The 21,852-nt window shown below is 65.9% G+C and carries 19 protein-coding genes; 9 read left to right on the top strand and 10 right to left on the bottom strand.

What is annotated here, in order from left to right; all coding sequences use genetic code 11:
- Nucleotides 1–93 precede the first annotated feature (93 nt).
- Together aceB and aceA are read right to left on the bottom strand one after the other, a co-directional pair.
- Nucleotides 94–1,725 (bottom strand): malate synthase A, encoded by a 1,632-nt coding sequence (gene aceB / locus LJ754_RS14635; RefSeq protein ID WP_227913091.1) that lies wholly within the window; start codon nucleotides 1,723–1,725, stop codon nucleotides 94–96.
- Between the two features lie 98 nt (nucleotides 1,726–1,823).
- Nucleotides 1,824–3,122, bottom strand: coding sequence for an isocitrate lyase (gene aceA, locus LJ754_RS14630; protein ID WP_227927132.1), 1,299 nt, complete (start codon nucleotides 3,120–3,122; stop codon nucleotides 1,824–1,826).
- Between the two features lie 147 nt (nucleotides 3,123–3,269).
- On the opposite strand from aceA, the gene LJ754_RS14625 reads away from it, so the two are divergent.
- Together LJ754_RS14625 and LJ754_RS14620 are read left to right on the top strand one after the other, a co-directional pair.
- Nucleotides 3,270–4,787 (top strand): helix-turn-helix domain-containing protein, encoded by a 1,518-nt coding sequence (locus LJ754_RS14625; RefSeq protein WP_331461531.1) that lies wholly within the window; start codon nucleotides 3,270–3,272, stop codon nucleotides 4,785–4,787.
- Between the two features lie 31 nt (nucleotides 4,788–4,818).
- Nucleotides 4,819–5,703 carry an Fpg/Nei family DNA glycosylase gene (locus tag LJ754_RS14620; protein ID WP_227927130.1) on the top strand — a complete coding sequence of 295 codons (885 nt, stop codon included), beginning with the start codon at nucleotides 4,819–4,821 and terminating at the stop codon, nucleotides 5,701–5,703.
- Between the two features lie 230 nt (nucleotides 5,704–5,933).
- Here the strand turns inward: LJ754_RS14620 and LJ754_RS14615 are convergent, their stop codons facing one another.
- Together LJ754_RS14615 and LJ754_RS14610 are read right to left on the bottom strand one after the other, a co-directional pair.
- A complete protein-coding gene (locus tag LJ754_RS14615) occupies nucleotides 5,934–9,761 on the bottom strand; it encodes a S8 family peptidase (protein ID WP_227927129.1) in 3,828 nt (1,275 codons plus the stop codon).
- 332 nt (nucleotides 9,762–10,093) lie between these two features.
- Nucleotides 10,094–10,216 (bottom strand): ribosomal protein bL36, encoded by a 123-nt coding sequence (locus LJ754_RS14610; protein WP_227927128.1) that lies wholly within the window; start codon nucleotides 10,214–10,216, stop codon nucleotides 10,094–10,096.
- A gap of 343 nt (nucleotides 10,217–10,559) precedes the next feature.
- Here LJ754_RS14610 and LJ754_RS14605 point away from each other — a divergent pair, with 343 nt between their 5' ends.
- The gene (locus tag LJ754_RS14605) at nucleotides 10,560–10,997 is read left to right on the top strand and encodes a carboxymuconolactone decarboxylase family protein (RefSeq protein ID WP_331461530.1); all 438 of its coding nucleotides are present in this window, start codon (nucleotides 10,560–10,562) and stop codon (nucleotides 10,995–10,997) included.
- A 125-nt stretch (nucleotides 10,998–11,122) separates the two neighbouring features.
- On the opposite strand, the gene thiD is transcribed toward LJ754_RS14605, so the two are convergent.
- Nucleotides 11,123–11,968, bottom strand: a complete 846-nt coding sequence (gene thiD / locus LJ754_RS14600) for a bifunctional hydroxymethylpyrimidine kinase/phosphomethylpyrimidine kinase (RefSeq protein ID WP_227927126.1) — start codon at nucleotides 11,966–11,968, stop codon at nucleotides 11,123–11,125.
- 131 nt (nucleotides 11,969–12,099) lie between these two features.
- Nucleotides 12,100–12,753, bottom strand: a complete 654-nt coding sequence (locus tag LJ754_RS14595; RefSeq protein WP_227927125.1) for a TetR/AcrR family transcriptional regulator — start codon at nucleotides 12,751–12,753, stop codon at nucleotides 12,100–12,102.
- 270 nt (nucleotides 12,754–13,023) lie between these two features.
- Here LJ754_RS14595 and LJ754_RS14590 point away from each other — a divergent pair, with 270 nt between their 5' ends.
- Both LJ754_RS14590 and LJ754_RS14585 read left to right on the top strand, forming a co-directional pair.
- The gene (locus LJ754_RS14590; protein ID WP_227927124.1) at nucleotides 13,024–13,761 is read left to right on the top strand and encodes a queuosine precursor transporter; all 738 of its coding nucleotides are present in this window, start codon (nucleotides 13,024–13,026) and stop codon (nucleotides 13,759–13,761) included.
- Nucleotides 13,762–13,844: 83 nt separating this feature from the next.
- A complete protein-coding gene (locus LJ754_RS14585; RefSeq protein ID WP_227927123.1) occupies nucleotides 13,845–14,051 on the top strand; it encodes a hypothetical protein in 207 nt (68 codons plus the stop codon).
- 29 nt (nucleotides 14,052–14,080) lie between these two features.
- Here the strand turns inward: LJ754_RS14585 and tgt are convergent, their stop codons facing one another.
- Nucleotides 14,081–15,352 (bottom strand): tRNA guanosine(34) transglycosylase Tgt, encoded by a 1,272-nt coding sequence (gene tgt / locus LJ754_RS14580; protein WP_227927122.1) that lies wholly within the window; start codon nucleotides 15,350–15,352, stop codon nucleotides 14,081–14,083.
- Between the two features lie 234 nt (nucleotides 15,353–15,586).
- On the opposite strand from tgt, the gene LJ754_RS14575 reads away from it, so the two are divergent.
- On the top strand, nucleotides 15,587–16,612 hold the full coding sequence (locus LJ754_RS14575) for an FUSC family protein (RefSeq protein WP_227927121.1): 1,026 nt from the start codon (nucleotides 15,587–15,589) through the stop codon (nucleotides 16,610–16,612).
- On the opposite strand, the gene LJ754_RS14570 is transcribed toward LJ754_RS14575, so the two are convergent.
- On the bottom strand, nucleotides 16,593–17,459 hold the full coding sequence (locus LJ754_RS14570) for a DUF6707 family protein (RefSeq protein WP_227913102.1): 867 nt from the start codon (nucleotides 17,457–17,459) through the stop codon (nucleotides 16,593–16,595). The genes LJ754_RS14575 and LJ754_RS14570 overlap by 20 nt on opposite strands.
- 84 nt (nucleotides 17,460–17,543) lie before the next feature.
- Nucleotides 17,544–18,083 (bottom strand): NUDIX hydrolase family protein, encoded by a 540-nt coding sequence (locus LJ754_RS14565; protein ID WP_227913103.1) that lies wholly within the window; start codon nucleotides 18,081–18,083, stop codon nucleotides 17,544–17,546.
- A 127-nt stretch (nucleotides 18,084–18,210) separates the two neighbouring features.
- Here LJ754_RS14565 and LJ754_RS14560 point away from each other — a divergent pair, with 127 nt between their 5' ends.
- Complete coding sequence (locus LJ754_RS14560) at nucleotides 18,211–18,837, top strand: YdeI/OmpD-associated family protein (RefSeq protein WP_227927120.1); 627 nt, start codon at nucleotides 18,211–18,213, stop codon at nucleotides 18,835–18,837.
- 67 nt (nucleotides 18,838–18,904) lie between these two features.
- On the top strand, nucleotides 18,905–19,777 hold the full coding sequence (locus LJ754_RS14555) for a class II glutamine amidotransferase (RefSeq protein ID WP_227927119.1): 873 nt from the start codon (nucleotides 18,905–18,907) through the stop codon (nucleotides 19,775–19,777).
- A 34-nt stretch (nucleotides 19,778–19,811) separates the two neighbouring features.
- On the opposite strand, the gene LJ754_RS14550 is transcribed toward LJ754_RS14555, so the two are convergent.
- The gene (locus LJ754_RS14550; RefSeq protein WP_227927118.1) at nucleotides 19,812–20,939 is read right to left on the bottom strand and encodes a glycoside hydrolase family 76 protein; all 1,128 of its coding nucleotides are present in this window, start codon (nucleotides 20,937–20,939) and stop codon (nucleotides 19,812–19,814) included.
- 135 nt (nucleotides 20,940–21,074) lie between these two features.
- On the opposite strand from LJ754_RS14550, the gene LJ754_RS14545 reads away from it, so the two are divergent.
- Nucleotides 21,075–21,848 (top strand): SDR family NAD(P)-dependent oxidoreductase, encoded by a 774-nt coding sequence (locus LJ754_RS14545; protein WP_227913107.1) that lies wholly within the window; start codon nucleotides 21,075–21,077, stop codon nucleotides 21,846–21,848.
- Nucleotides 21,849–21,852: the final 4 nt, after the last annotated feature.

The raw sequence follows: 21,852 nt of genomic DNA, 5'->3' as shown, positions 1-21,852 counted from the left end.
TCCCGCACTGTCGAAACAGTGCAGAACACGCTCCCGGTCCCTGCCTGCGCGGATACTGAAGCGGTATCCGCACTAACCCCTACCCCCAAGGGGTTAGGCCGGCGCCAGCTCCTGCGATTCGTGCAGGAAGCGGGCGTAGGCAGGCACGGTGAGGAAGGTCGGGAAATGCTCCCCGCACGCCACTTCCTCAAAGAGTTCACGGGCGTCCTTGAACCGGTCACCGTCGAAACGCTGCAGGTTGCCGAACTCCTCGTCGAGCAGTTCCTCCACCCACTGGTGCGTCACGATCTCGCCGTCGTCAGTCACGGCCGATGTGTGGATCCACTGCCAGATCTGCGAGCGGGAGATTTCCGCTGTGGCGGCGTCCTCCATCAGGTTGTTGATGGCCGCTGCACCGTTGCCGCGCAGCCAGGACTCGATGTAGCGGATGCCCACCTCAATGTTGCTGCGGATACCGGCCTCGGTGATAACACCCGGGGTGGAAGCAATGTCCAGCAGCGCCTTGTCATCGGGCACCACGTCCTCGCGGGTCCGCTCCAGCTGGTTCGGGCGCTCGCCGAGTACGCCGTCGAACACCTCCATGGCCACCGGCACCAGGTCCGGATGCGCCACCCAGGAGCCGTCGAAACCGTCCCCGGCCTCGCGGGTCTTGTCGGCGCGCACCTTCTCCATGGCGACGTCGTTGGCCGCGGCGTCCTTGCGGTTCGGGATGAAGGCGGCCATGCCGCCGATGGCGTGTGCCCCGCGCCGGTGGCAGGCACGCACCAGCTGCTCGGTGTAGGTGCGCATGAACGGCGCCGTCATGGTCACCATGTTGCGGTCCGGCAGGACAAACCGGGGGCCGCGGGTGCGGAAGTTCTTGATCACCGAGAAGATGTAGTCCCAGCGCCCGGCGTTCAGGCCGGCGGCGTGGTCTTTCAGTTCGTAGAGGATTTCCTCCATCTCGAAGGCCGCGGTGATGGTTTCGATCAGCACGGTGGCCCGGATGGTGCCCTGCGGGATGCCCATGAGGTCCTGTGCCAGCACAAAGATGTCATTCCACAGGCGGGCTTCGAGGTGGTTTTCAATCTTCGGCAGGTAGAAGTAGGGGCCGCGGCCCTGCGAGATCAGACGCTGCGCGTTGTGGAAGAAGTACAGGCCGAAGTCCACGATGCCGCCGGCAATGGGGGTGTTGTCGATCAGCATGTGCTTTTCGGGCAGGTGCCAGCCGCGGGGACGGACCACAATGGTGGGCAGGTCCGTCAAAGAGGAACCGCTGAGCTTGTATTCCTTGCCTTCCGGGGAGGTGAAGTCGATCTTCCGGTCCAGGGCGTCGCGCAGGTTCAGCTGTCCGTTGACCACGTTGGACCACGACGGCGTGGAGGAGTCCTCCATGTCAGCCAGCCAGACCTTGGCACCGGAGTTCAGTGCATTGATGGTCATCTTGCGGTCCACCGGACCGGTGATTTCCACCCGGCGGTCCTCCAGCCCGGGGGCCGTGGGAGCGACCCGCCAGGTCCCGTCTTCGCGGATGCTGCGGGTTTCGGCCAGGAACGTCGGGTCCGCGCCGTTGGAGATCTGCGTCCGGCGGGCCTGGCGCTGCTGCAGGAGTTCCTGCCGGCGGCTGGCCGTGGCCTTGTGCAGCGCCTTGACGAAGTCCAACGCCTGCGGGGTGAGGATCTCTTCCTGACGCCGCACGGCGGGGGCGGTCAGGGAAATTCCGTTCAGGGTGATCGGGTCATTCATGGCGTTCTCCTTGGGGTAATTCAAAGCAGTGGGGTGATTCTGCGGGGGCGGGGCCGGTGCGGCCGGCGCCCCCGCAGAATCCGGCTGAAGAGCCGGGGTTAGTGGAACTGGCTGGATTCCGTGGAACCGGCCAGGGCCAGGGTGCTGCCCTCGGGGTTCAGCGCGGTGGCGATGGCGTCGAAGTAACCGGTGCCAACCTCACGCTGGTGCTTGGTGGCGGTGTAGCCGCGGGACTCGGAGCCGAACTCCTTTTCCTGCAGTTCCACGTAGGCACTCATACCGTTGCGGGCGTAGCCGTGGGCCAGATCGAACATCGAGTAGTTCAGGGCGTGGAAGCCGGCCAGGGTGATGAACTGGAACTTGAAGCCCATGGCGCCGAGTTCGCGCTGGAACTTGGCGATGGTGTCATCATCCAGGTGCTTCTTCCAGTTGAAGGACGGCGAGCAGTTGTACGCCAGCATCTGGTCCGGGAATTCGGAGCGGACAGCCTCGGCGAACTTGCGGGCCAGCTCCAGATCCGGGGTGCCGGTCTCCATCCAGATCAGGTCCGAGTAGGGCGCGTAGGCCTTGGCGCGGGCGATGCAGGGCTCAATGCCGTTGCGGACCTTGTAGAAGCCCTCGGCTGTGCGCTCGCCCGTGATGAACTCGGCGTCCCGCTCGTCGACGTCGGACGTGATCAGGGTGGCTGCCTCGGCATCGGTGCGGGCAATAACCACGGTGGGGGTGCCGGCGACGTCGGCCGCGAGGCGGGCTGCGTTCAGGGTGCGGATGTGCTGGCCGGTGGGGATCAGGACCTTGCCGCCGAGGTGGCCGCACTTCTTCTCCGAGGCGAGCTGGTCTTCCCAGTGCACGCCGGAGGCGCCGGAGGAGATCATGGACTTCATCAGCTCGTAGGCGTTCAGCGGGCCGCCGAAACCTGCCTCGGCGTCGGCCACAATCGGCACCATGTAGTCATCCACGCTCTGGATGCCTTCGGCGAACTCGATCTGGTCGGCGCGCAGCAGGGCGTTGTTGATGCGGCGGACAACGGTGGGCACCGAGTTGGCCGGGTACAGGGACTGGTCCGGGTAAGTGTGGCCGGAGTTGTTGGCATCGGCCGCGACCTGCCAGCCGGAAAGGTAGATGGCCTTCAGGCCGGCCTTGACCTGCTGCACGGCCTGGTTGCCGGTGAGGGCGCCCAAGGCATTGGTGTAGCCCTCGTCGCCGGCGTTGCGCAGTTGGTCCCAGAGCTTCTCGGCGCCGCGGCGTGCCAGCGTGTGCTCTTCCTGGACGCGGCCGCGCAGCTTCACAACGTCTTCGGCGGTGTAGTCGCGCTCGATGCCTTCCCAGCGGGGGTCGCTGGCCCATTCCTGGGTGAGCTGCTCGGCCGTGGGGGCTGTGTTCTGGTCCTGGCTCATTGCTAAGTCTCCTCGAATTCATTTCCTTCGAACCGGTCCGCTGCAAACCGGAATTTCCTGCTGTGAACCCAGCCTGTGCCAACAACAACCCCTCTTCTAGGGTTTTTCTATGGAAAGAAATGCAGTTCTTCGCGTATCGTGAAAAACGTGACGAGTACAACATGGAACCGGCCCAATCCCACGCCCCGGAAGCCGGGCGCCGCCACCGGTAAGCAGTCCGCAAGCGACACCGATAGCACCCTGGACGTCATCAGCCTGGGGCGCCGTGTACGGCATCTGCGTAAGGCCAAGGGCATGACCCTCGATGACCTGGGCGCCGCCGTCGGAACCGTGGCATCGCAGTTGTCCCTGATTGAAAACGGCAAGCGCGAACCCAAGCTCGGCATGATGCAGGCGCTGGCGGCTGCGCTGGATGTCAGCATCGATTCGCTGCTGGGCTCGGAGCCGCCAAGCCGCCGGGCAGCGCTGGAAATCGAACTGGAACGTGCGCAGCGCGGGCCCCTCTACGCCTCTTTGGGTTTGCCGAAGGTGCGCATCGGCTCGCGGTTGCCGCTGGACGTGCTCGAATCCCTCGTGGGGCTGCAGGCCGAACTGGAGCGCCGGCTGGACGAGCAGGTGGCCACACCCGAGGAGGCACGCCGGGCCAACGGTGAACTGCGGGCCATGATGCGGGAGCGGAACAACTACTTCCCGGAGTACGAGGCCGAGGCGCAGAAGGTGCTGAAGTCCGTGGGGCACACCTCCGGGCCGCTGTCCCAGCACGTCATCGCTGACATTGCCGCCCACTTGGGTTTCAGCCTGCACCACGTGAACGACCTGCCGCACTCCACCCGCTCCGTGACCGACCTGAAGAACCGCCGCATCTACCTGACCCAGTCGCAGCGTTCGGAGCACGATCCGCGGTCCGTGCTGCTGCAGGCGCTGGGACACTTTGTCCTGCAGCATCAGACGCCCAGCAGCTATGGGGAGTTCCTCGGCCAGCGGGTGGCTACCAATTACTTCGCCGCGGCGCTGCTGTTGCCGGAGAAGGCCACAGTCGATTTCCTGCAGCGGGCCAAGGCAGCCAAGGAAATTGCGGTGGAAGATATCCGCGACGCGTTTGCGGTGTCCTATGAAACGGCGGCGCACCGGTTCACCAACCTTGCCACCGAGCACCTGGGCATCCCCACGCACTTCCAGAAGGTGCACGAGAGCGGGATTGTGTACAAGGCCTATGAGAACGACGGCGTGACGTTCCCTGCGGACCACACCGGCGCCATTGAAGGCCAGCCGATTTGCCGGTACTGGACGTCGCGGGAAGTGTTTTCGGTGCCGGACCAGTTCAGCGCGTTCAACCAGTACACGGACACGCCGGCCGGGACCTACTGGTGCACCGCCCGGGTGGAGCGGGGCTCGGCGGGCAAGTTCTCCGTGAGCATCGGGCTGCCGTATCAGCATGTGAAGTGGTTCCGCGGTCGGGACACCTCGGAGCGGTCCAAATCCCGCTGCCCGGATCCGGACTGCTGCCGCACGCCTCCGGGCGAGCTCTCTTCGGAGTGGTCCGGCTTCGCGTGGCCCAGCGCCCGGGCACATTCGCATCTGCTGGCCGCACTGCCGCCGGGTGCGTTCCCCGGTGTGGACGAGACCGAGGTGTACTCCTTCCTGCAGTCCCATTCGGAGCAGTGACGCGTCCGTGACCACCGCATAGGGTAGGGCCATGCCTGAGATGCCCGAAGTGCAGGGACTTGCCGATTTCCTGCGGACCAAGCTCCTCCCGGCCGAGGCGCCGCCCGCCGTCGTTTCCGACGTGGAAGTGCTTTCGTTCGCTGTGCTGAAGACCGCCGGGGTGCCGCTGGACGCGCTCCACGGCCAGGCGGTGGAGGCGGTGGAGCGGCGGGGCAAATTCCTGGTGGTCACGGCGGGCGGCGTGCATTTGGTGATGCATCTGGCCAAGGCCGGCTGGCTGCGCTGGTCCGACGCGCTGAAGGCGGGGCGGCTGCGGCCAGGGAAAGGCGCCATGGCGCTGCGGGTGCGGTTCGCGGCCGGCGACGACGGCAAAGAGCCCGGCTTCGACCTCACCGAAGCTGGAACCAAGAAGTCACTGGCCGTGTACCTGGTGCGGAACCTGGAGGAAGTGCCGGGGTTGGAGCGGCTGGGGCCGGAAGCGCTCGACGTCGGCTTTGATGCCTTTGCTGCGCTGCTTTCCGCCCACCGCGGCCAGATCAAGGGCTTGCTCCGGGACCAGTCGGCCATTGCCGGGATAGGCAATGCCTACAGCGACGAAATCCTGCATGCAGCCCGCCTCTCACCGTTCGCCAACGCCTCCAAGCTGGACGCAGACGAGGCAGGCCGGCTGTTCGTTGCCATGCGGACCACGCTGGAGGCGGCCATTGCCGCAGCCTCCGGCCGCCCGGCGTCGGAGCTCAAGGACTCCAAGCGGCAGGCCATGCAGGTCCATGCCCGCACTGGCCAGCCGTGCCCGGTGTGCGGGGACACCGTCCGGGAAGTCTCCTTCGCCGATTCCTCGCTGCAGTACTGTCCCACCTGCCAGACCGGCGGCAAGATCCTCGCGGACCGGCGGATGTCCAAACTGGACAAGTAGGGCCCGTAGGGATGGCCCCTACGGGGGCTGGATCGGCGGCAACGAAATTCCTCGCTCGCAGAGCTCGCGGGAATATTAAAGCCGCCTTCCTCCAGGCCCCTACGGCGCCACGTACGGCGCTTAGGGCCTCGCGAAAGACAGCAGCGGACCCCGGCGTGTGCCGGAGTCCGCTGCTGTCTAACCAGGGGTTGTATCCCGGTGCGGAGTTACCTCCGCACCGGGATTACGGGTTAGCTGCGGCCGTGGCCGTGGCCACCACCGTGTCCGCCCTTGCACTTCTGGCCTTCGAACTTGGCCTTGTAGCTTGCCTTCTCGGTCTTGCCCTTGCCGTTGAAGGTGTAGTTGGCCGTGACTTCGCCGCCCTTGATGGAGGACTGCTTGGTCTTGATGGTCACGGACTTGCTCTTGCCGGCCCCCAGGTTCTTGACCGTCACGGTGCCGTAGCTCGACTTCACCGTGATGTCAGCCTGCTTGGTGCCGGTGTTCTTGACCGTCACTGCAATCTCCGCGCCGGAGCCGGAGCACTTGCTGACCGCGCTGACCGCGCTGACCGGGTTGGCCGGCGTGGGCTTGGGCGTGGCCGTCGGCTTGGGTGTAGCCGTCGGCTTTGGCGTGGCAGTGGGCTTAGGCGTGGACGTCGGAGTCGGCTTGGGTGTAGCCGTCGGCTTCGGCGTGGCCGTCTGGGTAGGCGTCGGCGTGGGCGTAGGCGTTGCCTTGGCCGGAACCTTGATGGGCAGGATTTCCGCACGGCCGCCGTCGCCGTTGGTGCCGCTGAGGTCACCGGTAGCGTTGTGCAGGTGCAGGAACAGCGCCTTGGCATCGGTGGTTCCCGCACGGCGGGTTACATCGATTTTGCCGCCGTTCACGTCCGCAAACAGGGCGCTCGGCGTGGCACCGTTGAAGGTCAACGCCGGGTTGGCGGCGTCGAACGCCACGTATCCGGTGCTGTCCACGGCCACACTCTGACCTGCGTCATTCACGTTGTACGGGCTCCATGTGGTGACCCGGTACTGGAGCGGCGCCGATGCGGCGTTGACGTCCAGGCCCAGGGCTGCAGCCCGCACCGGCAGGGTCACTGCGTTGGTGTCGAACGTGTTGGTGTCCGTGTTGCCCTGGACCCCGTTGGCTGCGGTCTGGTCCACCTGCACCGCAGTTCCGTCGGCGTTCAGGCGGTAGGTCGAGATGAGGACAATGTCCACGTCGTCGGCGCGGCTCGTGAACGTCACGAAGTCGGGAACCGAGTCACCGTTGGTGTCAATCTCCACATCAATCTCGGTGGCGCCGCCCAGGATGGGCCAGTTATCCCATGTGCTTACGCCGAAGTTGACCAGGGACTGCTGCAGGTCACCGCCGGCGGCCTTTACGGTCGGGACAGTGGACGAAGCGCCCACTGCCTGCACGTCGAGGGCGTACATGGAATCCATCTTTACAGATGCCAACCGCGGGCTCTCGGCACCCAGGACCAGGGGCGAGACCAGGGACAGGTAGCGTGAAGCACCCGTGCCCTGGTTGAGGTCGCGTCCCTGCAGGGTGACCGTGCTCTTCAGCGCCTCGGAATCTGCGAAGGCAATTTCCTTGCCCGCGCTCATGTCCGAGGTCGGCTTCGGGGCAGAGTAGACCGGGACACGCAGGGTAGGCGTGCCGTTGGCGGTCAGCTGCACCCGCCCGGACACATCGGCCAGGAACTGCCGGGTGATGCCCAGCTGTGTGGCGTCAGCGGCCGGGTCCATGGTCTTGGCCAGGGCTGCCGGATCCGAAATGCTCAGCGTGACATCCACGGAGGCCTTGCCGTTGGCCGGCACGTTCACCGAGGGGGTGGTGCTGATAACGACGCCGGGCATGGCCGAGGCCTGCAGGTAGCTGACGTTGTAGGACATAGGCCGGTCGGACCTGTTTTCCACCGTGATCTGCTTGGTGAGGACAAGTGCTTCCTTGCCGAGTTCCAACACACCGAAGTTCACGCTGGTCAGGGCGGGATCCTCAGTGGCGTAGGCCAGCACCTTGGTGCTGACGGCATCCAAGGCATCCACACGGCCTGAACCGACGCGGTTCGGAGCGTGGACGGCTCCGTTGGCGGCGATCACGTCATGGGTTGCGGTGTTCATGATGGCCGTCTTCACCTGATACGGGTTCAGGTCCGTGGCGGCGTAGACCAGGGCGGCAATGCCGGCCACATGGGGAGTGGCCATGGACGTGCCGCTGTTGACGGCGGCGCCGTCGCCCGAGCCCACGGCTACGGAGCCGATGGCAGAGCCGGGAGCAGCGACGTCGGGCTTCACCACGCCGTTGGAGCCGTGCACGCCGCGGGACGAGAAGGAGCTGACAGTGTCACCGACGCCGGAGGGACCGGATGTGGTGGCCTTGTACGCGGGGGACAAACGCAGGGTCAGGGTGCCCGCCACCGCGGCCGGACGCAGCCGGTCGGAGGAGGCAGCGTTCAGCTGGATACCGGGGATGGTGGCGTTGCCGCCGATTCCGGCGTCAAAGACCGCCCGCGGGGAATCCAAGACGACACCGGTGGCACCGGCAGCCTGGGCGTTGTTGAAACGGACGCCGGAGCCGCAGGGGAACGCACCGTCCGCTTCCCACTGGAGCCAAACCCATTTGCCGGTCAGTGAGCCGGCCGGGAACGGGTTGCAGCCAAAGGCGTTGTCCGCCGGGGCGGCGACCACGGTTCCGGTGAGCTGGGCTTCCGTGACGTCCGGGTTGGAATAGTTGAAGTTCGACGAGTACTGGCCGGAAGCCGTCCCTGCGAGTTCGGCGGGGGCGAGGACATCGGCGCGGTCCAGGGTGACCTGGGAACCGATGGTGCTGGCCACTGTCAGCGCGGATTTGGCATTGCCCGGGGAACCGCCGACGTCGTATACATCTCCGGCGTTGCCCGATGCGACAACAGAGAGGATGCCCTGCTCGGTGAGCTTGTTGACAATGTCATTTTCGGGATCGTCCACGGGGGAGTAGTCAGAGCCCAGAGACATGTTCACAACCTGCGCGCGGTCGGAGAAGTCACCGTCACCGTTGGGATCGAGTACATAGTCCAGGGCCTGGCCCACCACGTCGGAGGAGCCCTCACAGCCGAAGACGCGGATGCCCACCAGGGACGCTTCGGGGGCGGAACCGGGTCCGATCCGCATCGAATTGACCTGTTCCGCCGTCAGCTTGGAGTAGTCGCCGCGGAAGGTGGTGCCGTCATTGTTGGTGCCGTAGCCTGCTGCGGTGCCGGAGACGTGGCTGCCGTGACCGCCGCAGTCCAGCGGGTTCAGGTCAGGCTTGGGGACAGGCTGGTACGTGGGGGATCTTGGATCAGCGTTGTAGTCGTCGCCCACCAGGTCATAGCCGCCGATGAACTTGGCCGCATCCAGCAGGCCGCTGTCCGCGGTGGGAATGATGGGCGATGCCTGCGCTGCTGCGTAGGCCTCCAGCGTGCCGGGACCGCCGAAATCGCTGTGGGTGTAGTCAATGCCGGTGTCCAGGACGGCGATGGTGATGCCCTTGCCCGTCTGCTGGCGCTCCACCCAGGTGTTCAGTGCACGGGTGTCGATGTCCGTTCCCTTGTTGTCCACAGACTTCGACACAATCTTGGTGATGCGCTGGACATCGTCACGCCCTGCCAGCGCGCGGATAGCCTCAGCGTCACCCACGATGGCCGTGCCGGGAAGGGTGTTAGTGGTGGTGTAGAGGGTGCTGGCCTCGGCTTCCTGAGCCACGGATTCAGCCTGGGAAGCGATGTTGCTGCGGATTTCTTCGACCAGCGGCTTGTTCACCACCGGCTCCGCTTTGCCTTCCTTGACCTCTTGGGGCTGCGTCTGTTCAAAGGCGCCTTCACCGGTGAACTGGACGTAGACGGAGACCTGGCCTGAGGCGTCGCGCAGGCTCGGGGATACCTTCTGCGCCTGGAACTGCTCAAGCGATATGCCCTGGGCGAGTCCGTCGTTGTTGGTAGGTGCCTCTGGTACCGCGGTGGCCTGGGCCGGCAGGCCCAGGGACGCTGTGAGTGCGATCCCGGCGAATGCGGCAGTGAGAACCGCGCCGGGTTTGTGGTGGATGGACAATCTCATTGTGCTCCTTGAACATTCCGCCGAGCGCTACCGGGCATGTCCAAGAGACTTTGCACCGGCTGCTGACACACTGCGGCAGGTTTCCGTTGTGCCTCCAACCCCCGTCAGGAGTGTCAGCGTGCACGTAACGGCCCCCAAACCAAGCAGCCGTAGGCACACAATAGACGAGCAATCCCGCCCTGCAAAGGTTGGTGTCCCACAATGCGAATTACCTGCCGGCCTATTGTTTTATGCCGGTTGAGCAGTTATCTTTCGCGCTATTCTCCGGAAGATTAATGCCGGTGCTGCGGCGGACCCCGAGGGGCGCCGCAGCGCCGGATCATCCCCTGTGATTAGCCTTGGCGGGCCTTGATCCGCGGGTTCTTCTTGTTAATGACAAAGAGCCTCCGCCGACGGCGCACCACCTGGCTGCCGGGAAGGGCCTTGAGCGAGCGGAGCGAATTACGGGATTTCATGATTCCTCGTTTCCAATAGGCGGATGGAAGCAGGTAAGCGGGCTCTATCCGGCCCCTTGCCCGGTGATTGAACAGCACACCGTGTGGCGTTATTCCGTGCCCCTGTCCGAAGCCGGTTCGGCGGGTATGCGGTGCAGGCAGAGATTCAAAAACCCAGGACGCCCCCGGCCATGGTTTGTCATGGATGCAACCGATAACCGGACATACGCCAGACTTAGGGGCAACAGCAATGAGACCCTGAATGTGCCGGAACCGGCCGCCGGGTTTACTGACGCCAAGGAGCACGATGCCAGGGTTTTTTCTTGATAAGTCGGACCCGGCCAGTTGGCGTGCCTTAAACGGATTGGCCCTGAAGGTCGCGGAGGCGGCGGAGCACGCGGGGCTGCCCCGGTCAGTGATGGAGCTGCTGAATGTCCGTACCTCCCAGCTCAACGGATGTGCCTACTGCCTGGACCTGCACGTCCGGCTGGCCCGCGAAGCCGGCGTCAGCGGGCAGCAGCTGGCGGTGCTTCCGGCCTGGCGGGACGCTGCGGTGTTCAGCGAGGTGGAGTGCGCTGCCCTCGCCATTGCCGAAGCGTCCACCCTGCAGTCAGGAACCGCGGCGCTGCACCAGGAACTGGAGACGGCGCGGAAAGCGCTGACCGATGACCAGTACTCCTGCCTGCAGTGGGCCGCCGTGGCCATCAATGCCTTCAACCGGGTTTCCATCCTCAGCGGCTATCCGGTGCGCCCGCGGGCTGAAAAGGCCGCACGGGAACCGGAGAAATCCAGCCGTGAGTAATCTCGATCCGTCTCCCGGCAAAACGAAAGGGCACGATTTACCGTTTTCGCAGCAGAAAACGGTAAATCGTGCCCTTTCGACGCTCCCAACGGTAACTTTTGCCCGTTCGGAGGGCCGGGGTGGCGCTAGAGGGCCGGGCCCTGGCCCGCGTTGCCCTGCCACAGCGCGTCAAACGGCGCGTTCGAGGAGACGCGGTTGCGGATGCCTTCGGTGACGAATGCCTTGGCGGTCTTGGCCGCTTCCAGCGGGGTGGCACCCTTGCCCAGTTCGGCAGTGATGGCGGCGGCCAGCGTGCAGCCGGCACCGCTGACGGCGACGTCGCCCACCTTGGGAGCGCGGAGCACCTCCATGGTCTCGCCGTCGTAGAAAACGTCCACCGCGTCCTCGCCTTCCAACCGGACACCGCCCTTGGCCAGGACCACCGCGCCGCTGGCCTCGTGGATGCGGCGGGCTGCTTCCTTCAGGTCCTCGACCGTTTCGATGGAGTCCATGCCGGAAAGGGACATGGATTCAAAGTGGTTGGGGGTGACGAACGTGGCCAGGGGGAGGATCTGTGCCTTCAGCGCCTGGTCGGTGTCCAGCGCAGCGCCGGGTTCCTGGCCCTTGCAGATAAGCACCGGATCCAGGACCAGGTTCTTCCAGTCCTGGGCCTGCAGGGCCTTGGCGACGACGTCGATAGTGGCCGGGGTGCCGAGCATCCCGATCTTCACCGTGTCCAGGTCATAGGCGGTGGTGATGGCTTCGAGCTGGTCGGCGATCACCTGCGGGTCCACCGGCACGAAGCGGTGGTTCCAGGAGTCCTTGGGATCGAAGGACACAATGCAGGTCAGGGCGGTGATGCCGTAGACGCCCAGTTCCTGGAAGGTCTTCAGATCAGCTTGTGCGCCGGCGCCGCCGGTGGCTTCGGAACCGGCGATGGTGAGCGTGACGGCCGGAGCTGCGGCCGCGGCAGAGTGTGTGTTTGCAGACATGGCTCTATCTTCCACCTAAACCGGCGGAACCGGCCACCCTGATAAATCGCGCCGTAACCGGGCGCCTTGGAGCTGCCCGCCGCCACCCGCCGTCGTGCTGGTTGTCCGTCCCGGGGTTAGCCGTCCCGGGGTTAGCCGTCCCGGCGGACGCCGCGCAGCAGGTGCACCACGTCTTCGACGATGTTCCGGACCACGGGCAGGCGGGAGAGGATCACCAGCTTCGCCACCAGTGGGGCAAGGCCCGCTGCCAGGCTGTGGGACCTGCGCTGGTCAGGGGAACGGTCGTAAACCCAAAAGAGGGTGATGGCCATGTACATCAGCCACAGCAGTTCCGGCAGGTCGTCGCGGATGGCCAGCGGCGGCTGCGGCCGGGCGCTCGTGACGGCCTGGCGGAACAAGGCGATGGACTTCCCGCGGCCGACGGCGGCGTCGGCGCGGCGGTTCGAGGCCATGGCATCGCGCAGGAAGTGGCTGCCGAATGCATGGTAGGGGGCCATGGTGGCCAAACCCGAGGAAAGGATCACCTTCAAATTCTCACCGAGGTTTTGCCCCTCGCGGATCAGCGGCAGCGCCAGGGACCGGTGCTCGTCCTGCAGCGATGAATAGAGCTCGTGGATGAGGTCATCCTTGGAGCGGAAATAGTAGTACGCGTTGCCCACTGAGACCCCGGCATCCTGCGCAATGGCACGCATGGTGGTCTGCTCGTAGCCCTGGACGGAGAACAGTTGAAGTGCCGTTTCGATGAGGAGCCGGCGCGTCTGTTCGCTCTTGACGGTGACGGCCAATGATGCTCCCTTTTGCAGTAATTTCAGCGTTTAGTAGACCACAGAATTGAACGCGTTCGAAAAGGCGCGCCGCAGGGTGAAAGCCGCAGGGGGAAAGAGGGATTCAGCGGGCCGGGATGCCGGGGAATCAGCGGGAAGCGGGGCCGGCCCGCACCGGCCTCCGGGGCATGGCAGAATGGATGCGGTCCTGAAGGGCCGCCCGGGGCAGCGGGCACAGTGCTAATACAGCCGGCGGAAGCCAGGCGAACCACTACCGAAACGGAAAATGCCATGACTGCACAGCCACGGGCAGCTGCGAAAACCGCGGCAACCTACGCCTCCCGCGGGAGCTCCCAGTACGACTTGATCCTGACGCTCATGTGCGTGGTCATCGTTATCTCCAACATCGGCGCCACCAAAGGCGTGCAGTTTGCCCTCCCGGGCGGCTGGGAGATTGTGACCGACGGCGGGTTCTTCCTTTTCCCGCTGGCCTACATCCTGGGCGACGTGGTCAGCGAGGTGTACGGCTTCAAGGCCGCCCGACGCGCGATCTTCACCGGGTTCGCCATGGCGCTGCTCGCCGTCGTCAGTTTTGCCATCATCATTGCGCTGCCCGGGTTCACTGACGCGTACGGGCTCCAGAAGCAGGCGGCGCTGGAGGTGGCCCTCGGCCCGGTCTGGCAGATTGTGGCCGCCAGCCTGCTCGGGTTCCTGGCCGGGCAGCTGCTGAATTCCATGGTGCTGGTGCGGATGAAGGAACGGTTCCGCGAAAAAGCCCTGGTGGGCCGGCTGATGGCCTCCACCGGGGTGGGTGAATTCGCCGACACACTCATCTTCTGCGCCATCGCCGCACCGGTGATCGGGATTACCGACGCCGGCGGGTTCCTCAACTATGTGGTGTTCGGGTTCCTGTACAAGACACTGGTCGAGTTCCTGTTTGTGCCGGTGACCGCCATGGTCATCCGGGTGATTAAGAGGCGCGAACCGACGTATGCCGGACCGGAGCTGGAACCGGCGCCGGCCGGATAACCGCGGGGCGAAATCTGCACCGGTTTGTGCAAGGGTGGACAGACGCACGCGTTTCACTTCCCCACTACGGCAGGAGAATAAACATGAGCAGTTCCGAACAGGTCCCCAACCCCGGAGCCCGGGCAGTAGACGAGAACCTTGCGGGAACCCGCGACGAGTTCAACGACGAAGTCACCAAGGTGCTGCTCGAGGATGCGCAGGAGGACAAGAGCCCCGCCGACGAGGAACGTGATTCCCAGCCCGCCCTGGAAGAGGATGAGCAGACCGTGGCCAAGCCGGACAATTCCTAACCGAACGAACCGCTGCCGCGCACCTGGAACTAGGCGCTGTAGTACTTCCCCAGCACCTCGGCCTTGAAGTCGAAGAAGGACCCGTCTTCGATGGCCAGCCGGGCGTCATCCACCAGCTTTACCGTGAACCGTTCGTTGTGGATGGAGATCAGCGTATGGCTGACCATCTCGTTGGACTTGAACAGGTGCTGGATGTACGCCCGGGTGTAGTTGGTGCAGGTGTAGCAGTCGCAGCCGTCCACCAGCGGACCGAAGTCCTTCTTGAACTTGGAGTTTGAGAGGTTCTTGCGCCCGTACGGCGTGTAGAACGCTGAGTTGCGGGCCACCCGGGTGGGGGAGACGCAGTCGAAGGTGTCGGCACCGTTCTCGATGGCGGTGAAAATGTCATCGGGTTCGGAAATGCCCAGCAGGTGCCGCGGCTTATTCTCCGGCAGTTCCTCGGTGCACCAGCGGACAATCGTACCCAAGTTCTCCTTTTCGAAGGCGCCGCCCAGGCCGAAGCCGTCAAAGTCCATGGCGCCCAGGTCCCGGGCAGCCTTGCGGCGCAGGTCCTCGTACTGGGCGCCCTGCAGCACCCCGAACAGCGCCTGGTACGGTTTTCCAGCCCGCTCCTTGGTAAGCCGCTCGTGTTCGGCCAGGCAGCGCAGCGCCCACAGGCGGGTGCGTTCCAGCGACATTTCCTGGTAGCCGCGCGAATTCATCAGGGTGGTCAGCTCGTCGAAGGCGAACATGATGTCCGCGCCGATCTTGTGCTGGACCTGCATCGAAATTTCCGGGCTGAACCGGTGCTTGTCCCCGTTCAGGTGCGACTTGAACCAGACGCCGTCGTCGTCAATGTGGGCCAGGCGCTCCTTGCCGGGCGCGACGTCGTCGTCCGCTCCCGTGGCATGGGTGGTGCCGTCGGCATTCATGTTGATGACCTTCTTGAACCCGGCACCCAGGCTCATGACCTGGAAACCGCCGGAATCGGTGAAGGTGGGGCCGGACCAGTTCATGAACTTTCCCAGCCCGCCGGCCTCGTCCAGGATGTCCGGGCCGGGCTGCAGGTACAGGTGGTACGCGTTGGCCAGCACTGCCTGCGCGCCCAGCTCCGCAACCGACTCGGGCAGCACGGCCTTGACCGTGGCCTTGGTCCCCACCGCGATAAACGCCGGGGTCTTGATCTCGCCGTGCGGAGTGGAGATGGTGCCCGTCCGGCCTTGGAAGCCGCCTCCGTTCGCCTCTACGCGGGCTTCGGCCGCTGCGGGGGCGGTTTCGCGCAGGCGCTTACCGAGGGTGAAGGAGAAGGCTGAAGAAGACACCCTTCCATTTTGCCCTACCCCGGGCGGCTCGGTTTCCGGGGACGACGCCGGGCCGCTGGGGGCACCGCGGGTGCTGCAGGCGGCGGAGGGGACCAGTGTGGGACGTTCCCCACATTTATTTAAGCCCGAACTTCTCCGGGGATACGTTGGAAGGTGCGGGTTCGGAAGGCACATCCGGGTCCCCGGCCCACTCCTTCTGCGATGTCCACGGCAAGAAAGGCTGTGTCTGCCCCCTTGACGCACCTGAAAGAAATGTTCCGGATTGCTCCGGCCAACAATGACCACCACGTGGCCATCCGCTGTGCCATCGGTATTGGCCTGCCGCTTCTGCTGGTGTTGTTCCTGGGACGCATCGACCTGGCGATCTTTGCCTCCTTCGGTGCCTTCACCGGTATCTACGGGCGCAACGAACCGCACCGCCAGCGCCTTGGCCACCAGGTCCGCGCCGGAGCGCTGATGCTGGCCGTCATCCTGGCCGCAGCCCTGTGCGCACGGCTGGACCTGGATGAGTGGGGAACCGTCATAGGCACCACCCTTGTGGCGGGGCTGGGCACCGTCGTTACCGGATTCTGGCGGCTGCGCCCGGCCGGCTCGCTGTTCCACATCTTTGCGTTTGCGGCTATCTCCTCGGTGCCGAACCAGCCGCCGGTCTGGCAGGGCATGCTCGTTGCCGTCCTGACGGTGGCGTTCTCCATCCTGGTTGGCCAGTCCGGAATGCTTGCCCGGCACTACCGCACGGACTGGAGCCGTCCGGTCCGTCCCCGGTTCTCCCCGGCGCAGCGCCGCCTCATCTATATAGACGGGCTGCAGTACGCGGTGGCCGCGCTTCTGGCCGGATCCATTGCCACGATGCTGGGCATCGGCCACAATTACTGGGCGATGGTGGCCGCCACGGTTCCGCTGGTGGGCCAAACCGCCCGCCACGGGGTCTACCGCGGTCTGCAGCGGATCCTGGGCACGTTCGCGGGCCTGGTCCTAACGGCCCTGATCCTGTTTCCCAACCTGGAACCGTGGCAGATGGTGCTGGTCATCGCTGCCTGCCAGTTCGGCGCGGAAATGCTGATTGCCCGCCAGTACGCGCTGGCCCAGGCGGTGGTCACGCCCCTGGCGCTGGTCAGCACGGAACTGGCGCATCCCAGCAATCCCGTGGAACTGCTGCGGGACCGGGGGATTGAGACCCTAATTGGTGCCGCCGTCGGCATGGCCGTGGTGGTTGTTGTGCACCTGCGCCGGAAGCGCCTTAGCCCCGGACCGCGATAAGTTCGGTCTGGATCCGGCGGTCGATTTCCGCGTCGGTGAGGGTCTGCGATCCGCCGTGGGCCCGCAAGTACAGCAGGGCGTTCAGGCGCAGGACCCGCCATTCCTTTTCGCTGTCCTCGTTGCCGGCCTCAGCGGCACGGTGGATTTCCCGGTCATACAAGTTGGGTTCGTTCAGCTGGCGCTGCAGCAGTTCGGCTGCGACTTTCGCCCTCAAGGGGTCCGTCTCGGTTGCGTCCGCCGCGCGCACCGCTTGGCTGTACGCGGCAGCGCTCTCGTCGTCGCCGGCCTCGTGGGTGATGTGTGCGGCCAGGCTCAGCGCGCCCTGGATCCAGTTCCACCGCCCGAAGTTCCCGTCGAAGGGCAGCCCGGTGATGACGTTGCAGACCTTGAGGGCGTTCCCGGAATCGCCCAGGTCCACGAACAGCAGATAGGCCAGGTCGCGGACATCCTGGAGATTGCTGCCGGACTTCACGTTCAGGCCGCGTTCCAGCCGGCCGGCGATCTCCTGCACGGCGGCATGGCCGGGATGCGCTGCGGCGGCTTCGGCGATGATTTCGGCAGCGTTGTCCTCTTCGGAGGGCACCTGGCGCACGGCGTCCGACGGCGCGCCCTCCGGTGCCGGGGCTTGTACCCGGACGGATGATCCGTGCGCCAGCCGCAGCGAGCTGCCGTCCTCAAGCTTCACGATCACCAGCGCGGGAGTGCCGAAGTCGTCTTCCTCCACGCTGGTGCCGGCGACCGGAGCCAGCGGTGCCGCGGGCCCGTCACCGGGAACCAGTTTCTGGCCGGGGGCTAGCAGTTCCGCATTGACCCGGAACGTATACGTTTCCGGCGCACTCTCAGACATGGCGATTCCTTCGTGGTTGGACCTCGGCTCCCCAGACCTCCCATTATATAAAGCTCCGGTAACGCCGGTTTGTCAGCGTCCCGGTCAGCGGCCCCAGCCGGCCGAGGCCAGCGCCTGGCGGAGCAGGTCGCCCCGCCCGCCGGAGAACTCGGCGTAGATGGCCGGGCTGAGTGCCTCTTCCGGCGTCAGCCAGGACAGCTCCAGGGCATCCTGGCGCGGATCGCATTCACCGGTCACGGGAATCAGGTAGGCCAGCGCGACGGCGTGCTGGCGCTCGTCAGTGAGCCCGCTCTGGGAGGGGGAGGGGAAGTACTCGGCGACGGCGAACGGCACCAGAGTGGGCGGCAGCTGCGGCAGCGCCATGGGGCCAAGGTCCTTTTCCAGGTGGCGCAGCAGCGCGCCGCGGATGGTTTCGCGGTACATCACCCGCCCGGAGACGAAGGAACGCACCATCCGGCCCTCGGGTGTGGCCTGCAGCAGCAGCCCCACCTCCGTGACGTAGCCCAGCGGGTCGCACCGGACCGGGACGGCTTCAACGTAAACCATGGGCAGGCGCTGCCGGGCTTCGTAGAGGTCTTCCTCGGAAAGCCAGCCTGGATAAGGGTCAGGAGTACGAACGTTCATAGCAGTGTTCTACCCCAAACAGGCCCTGCCAGTCATTCGGCACGCTGCGCTTCGGCCATCGGCTGAACGGCTCCAATACAGTCCCGGGGCCTTTCCGGCCGCGCCGCGGCCGCCCTACGCTTGATCCATGACACGGGAGCTCCCGGAGCTCCTCCTGCCGGATGCCGGGGCTTGGCGGGAGTGGCTGGAGCACAACTATGCCCGATCTTCCGGCGTACGGCTGGTGCTGGGCCGCAAGGGCGGCACCGTAACGGGGCTGACCTACAAACTGGCTTTGGACGAGGCCCTCTGCTTCGGCTGGATTGACGCCCAGGCGGACAAACGCGACGAGCAGAGCTATTTTCAACGGTTCCAGCCGCGGGGAGCGCGCAGCGTCTGGTCGCTGCGGAACGTGGGGCACATCAACCGGCTGGAGGCAGAGGGCAGGATGCACCCGGCCGGCCGCGACGCGGTCCTCAGCGCGAAGGTCGACGGACGCTGGGACGCCGCCTACGCCGGACCTGCGGCGGCGGAGCTCCCGGCGGACCTGCAGGCAGCCATTGCCGCCGATCCCGAAGCCCAGCGGATGTTCGACGTGCTGACCGCGCAGAACCGCTATGCCATGTATTTCCGGCTCAAGAACCTCAAAACGCAGCAGGGCAGGGAACGCCGCATTGAGGCCTTTGTCCAGATGCTCCGGGAACACCGCAGTCCCTATCCGCAGAAACGCACACCCCCGCCCCCGTCCCCGGCGGACACGCCGTCGGACGCATAGGGGCATCCCACCGGGCCGGGACAGAAGCAGCAGCCGGCCGTCCAACCGGTTCCACCAGGAGGTCCAGATGTGCCGGCTCTTCGGTATGCACGCAGGAAAAACCCCGGTCGCGGCCACCTTCTGGCTCCTCACGGCACCGGACAGCCTGGCCCGGCAAAGCCGGAAGGAAGCGGACGGTTTCGGCATCGGCACCTTCGGCCCCGACGGGAAGCCGCACACGGACAAGGCACCCATTGCGGCCTACGAGGACGTTCAGTACGCCCAGGCCGCACGGGACCTGGAGAGCACCACGTTCATTGCCCACGTGCGTTACGCCAGCACAGGCGCTGACACCGCCGTCAACACCCACCCCTTTGAGCAGGACGGACGGCTGCTGGCCCACAACGGGGTGGTGGAGGACCTGGACAAGCTCGATGACCGGCTGCGGCAACTGGATGTGTATGGCCTGGTGAAGGGGGACACGGACAGCGAACGTGTCTTCGCGCTCATCACCGCCGAAGCAAGGGCCAACGGCGGCAACGTCACCGAAGCCATCGGCACGGCCGTGGCCTGGGTGGCGGAAAACCTCCGGCTGTACGCCGTCAACCTCGTCCTCACCACCGCCACCGATCTGTGGGCGGTCCGCTACCCGGACACCCATCCGCTGTATGTGCTGCAGGTGGCCTCCGGAAACCAGCACGGTGAGAAACGCACTGACCGCATCAGCGTCCACAGCGACCAGATGCGGCAGGAAAACCGTCCGGCCGTGATGGTGGCCACCGAAAAAATGGACGAGGACCCCAACTGGCGGCTGCTGGATTCCGGCGAAGTGCTGCACGTGGACAGCAGCCTCACCATGGACCGCCTGTTCCCGCTTCCGCAGCACCCGGAACACCTGATCACCCTGGCGGACCTGGATGGCAAGGCCGCGGCGTCGCAGCATCCGCTGAAAGTCAGCTGACCCCGGCGTACCACCGGTACGGTGCCGGGCCGGGTTACCCGTCCAGGTCGGCCCGCCGCACCCGGGCCGACGCTTCCAGCACCATCCACGCCTGCAGCTGGGTGGAGAGCTCCACTGTGGAGCCGCCCGGATAGGTGTTGGCGGCCGGTTGCAGGGGATGGGTGGAGAACAGCTCCCATTCCCCGCGTTTGGCCCGCCCCTCCCACAGGGCCTGCGCGGTGGCGTCCACCAGTTCCGACGCTGTGCGGCGGGATGGTTCGGGCAGGGCGGGTGACACTGCGGCCTGGGCAAGGTACCGGGCCAGGATTCCCGTGAACAACCCGCCGTCCCCGGTACCGTGGGTTCGCAGCACCGGCGAGGGGCCGCCGTCGTCGGTCAAATGCTGCCGAACGGCAGCCACCAGCTCCTGTGCCCGGGCGAGGTTGGCGCTGCCGCCCAGTTCCAGCAGGGCAGCCAGCACCGGTCCCTGGTTGTAGGTGAAGATCCGGGATTCGAGCTGCGGGCGGCCGCGGACCACCTTCACGCCGTCCATGTACAGGCCGGTTTCCGGATCCAGCAAGGTGGCGTTAAGCCAGTCCACCAGCGCCTGAGCCCGGTCCCGGGACCCGGTCCGAACAAAATGCAGGGCAGCCGGGGCGGTTGCCGGCGTGTTCTTGAAGTTCCGGTCACGGTTCCAATAGATGCCGCCGCCCAGATCATTCGTGTGGGCCGATACCAGGGCCGCGTCCAGTGACTGCAGGACCTTGCGGTAGGGACGCTGCCGGTCGCGGGACCCGGACAGGGAGTTCAGGCGTCCCACGGACAGTGCCAGCCAGGCCATGTCGTCGTAGAACCGGTTGGTGTACCGCATCCGGTTGCGCAGCCCGATGGTCCGCACCAGCGCGGGGGCCAGTTCGGCGGCGGCCGGATGCTCCGGCCCGCGGAACGGGGTGCCGGTACGGCGTTCCCGCAGAGCCGCATCCACCAATGAGTCCAGATAGTGTGCCTGCCACCAGTAATGCCAGGGCTGCCGCAGCTCCGCCAGCCGGGACAACGGGTGCCGGGTGGCGGCCAGATGGGTGCCGGGCAATCCGGCCAGCTGCCGGCCGAAAGCCGCACTAACCGTGCGTGCGGCTGCCTCGGCGCGGTCGTCGGCGTCCAGGGCAGGGTCCTCGAAGAGCATGCGCCAACCCTAGACCAGCCGCGGAGGATGCGGCACCAGCCGACGCACAGTAGGCTCGGATCCTGCCGTGTGAGCTGCACTACAGTTGCTGCGGCAGACGGATCCGCACGGGGAATTGGCAAGCAGGAGGAACGCATGGACATCGCAGGCGCATCAGCAATAGTCACTGGAGGAGCGTCCGGACTCGGGCGCGCAACGGCGCGGAAACTGTACGACGCCGGTGCCTCCGTGGTGCTGGTTGACCTGCCGCAGTCCAACGGCCTGGCCTATGCCGGGGAACTGGGCGACAACGCCCGCTTCGTGCCCGGCGACGTGACCGACCCCGAGCAGATGCAGGCCGCCGTCGAAGCCGCCATGGCCGCCGGACCACTGCGGGTGGCCGTGAACTGCGCCGGCATCGCGACCCCCGGCAAGGTGCTGGGCCGTGACGGCGTGCTGCCGCTGGAGGACTTCGCCCGCGTGATCAGCGTGAACCTGATCGGCACCTTCAACGTGACCCGGCTGGCCGCGGCCGCCATGGCGGAAACCGAACCCGTAACGGCCAACGGCACCGAGGAGCGCGGCATCATCATCAACACCGCGTCCGTGGCGGCCTTCGACGGGCAGATCGGCCAGCCGGCCTACGCCGCGTCCAAGGGCGGGGTGGCTGCCATGACCCTGCCGCTGGCCCGCGAGCTGGCCCGCCACCTGATCCGGGTGGTCACCATTGCCCCGGGCATCTTCGAGACACCCATGATGGCCAGCCTGCCGCAGGCTGCCCAGGACTCCCTAGCCGCGCAGGTGCCGCACCCCTCCCGTCTGGGCCGCGCCACCGAATACGCCTCATTGGCCGCGCACATCATTGAAAACCAGATGCTGAACGGGGAAACCATCCGCCTGGACGGCGCCATCCGGATGGGACCTCGCTGAGCCT

This window comes from Arthrobacter sp. zg-Y40 (assembly GCF_020731535.1).
Taxonomy (GTDB): domain Bacteria; phylum Actinomycetota; class Actinomycetes; order Actinomycetales; family Micrococcaceae; genus Arthrobacter_B.
Note: the sequence above shows the minus strand (reverse complement) of the source record. Positions and strands in the feature narration are given on the sequence as shown.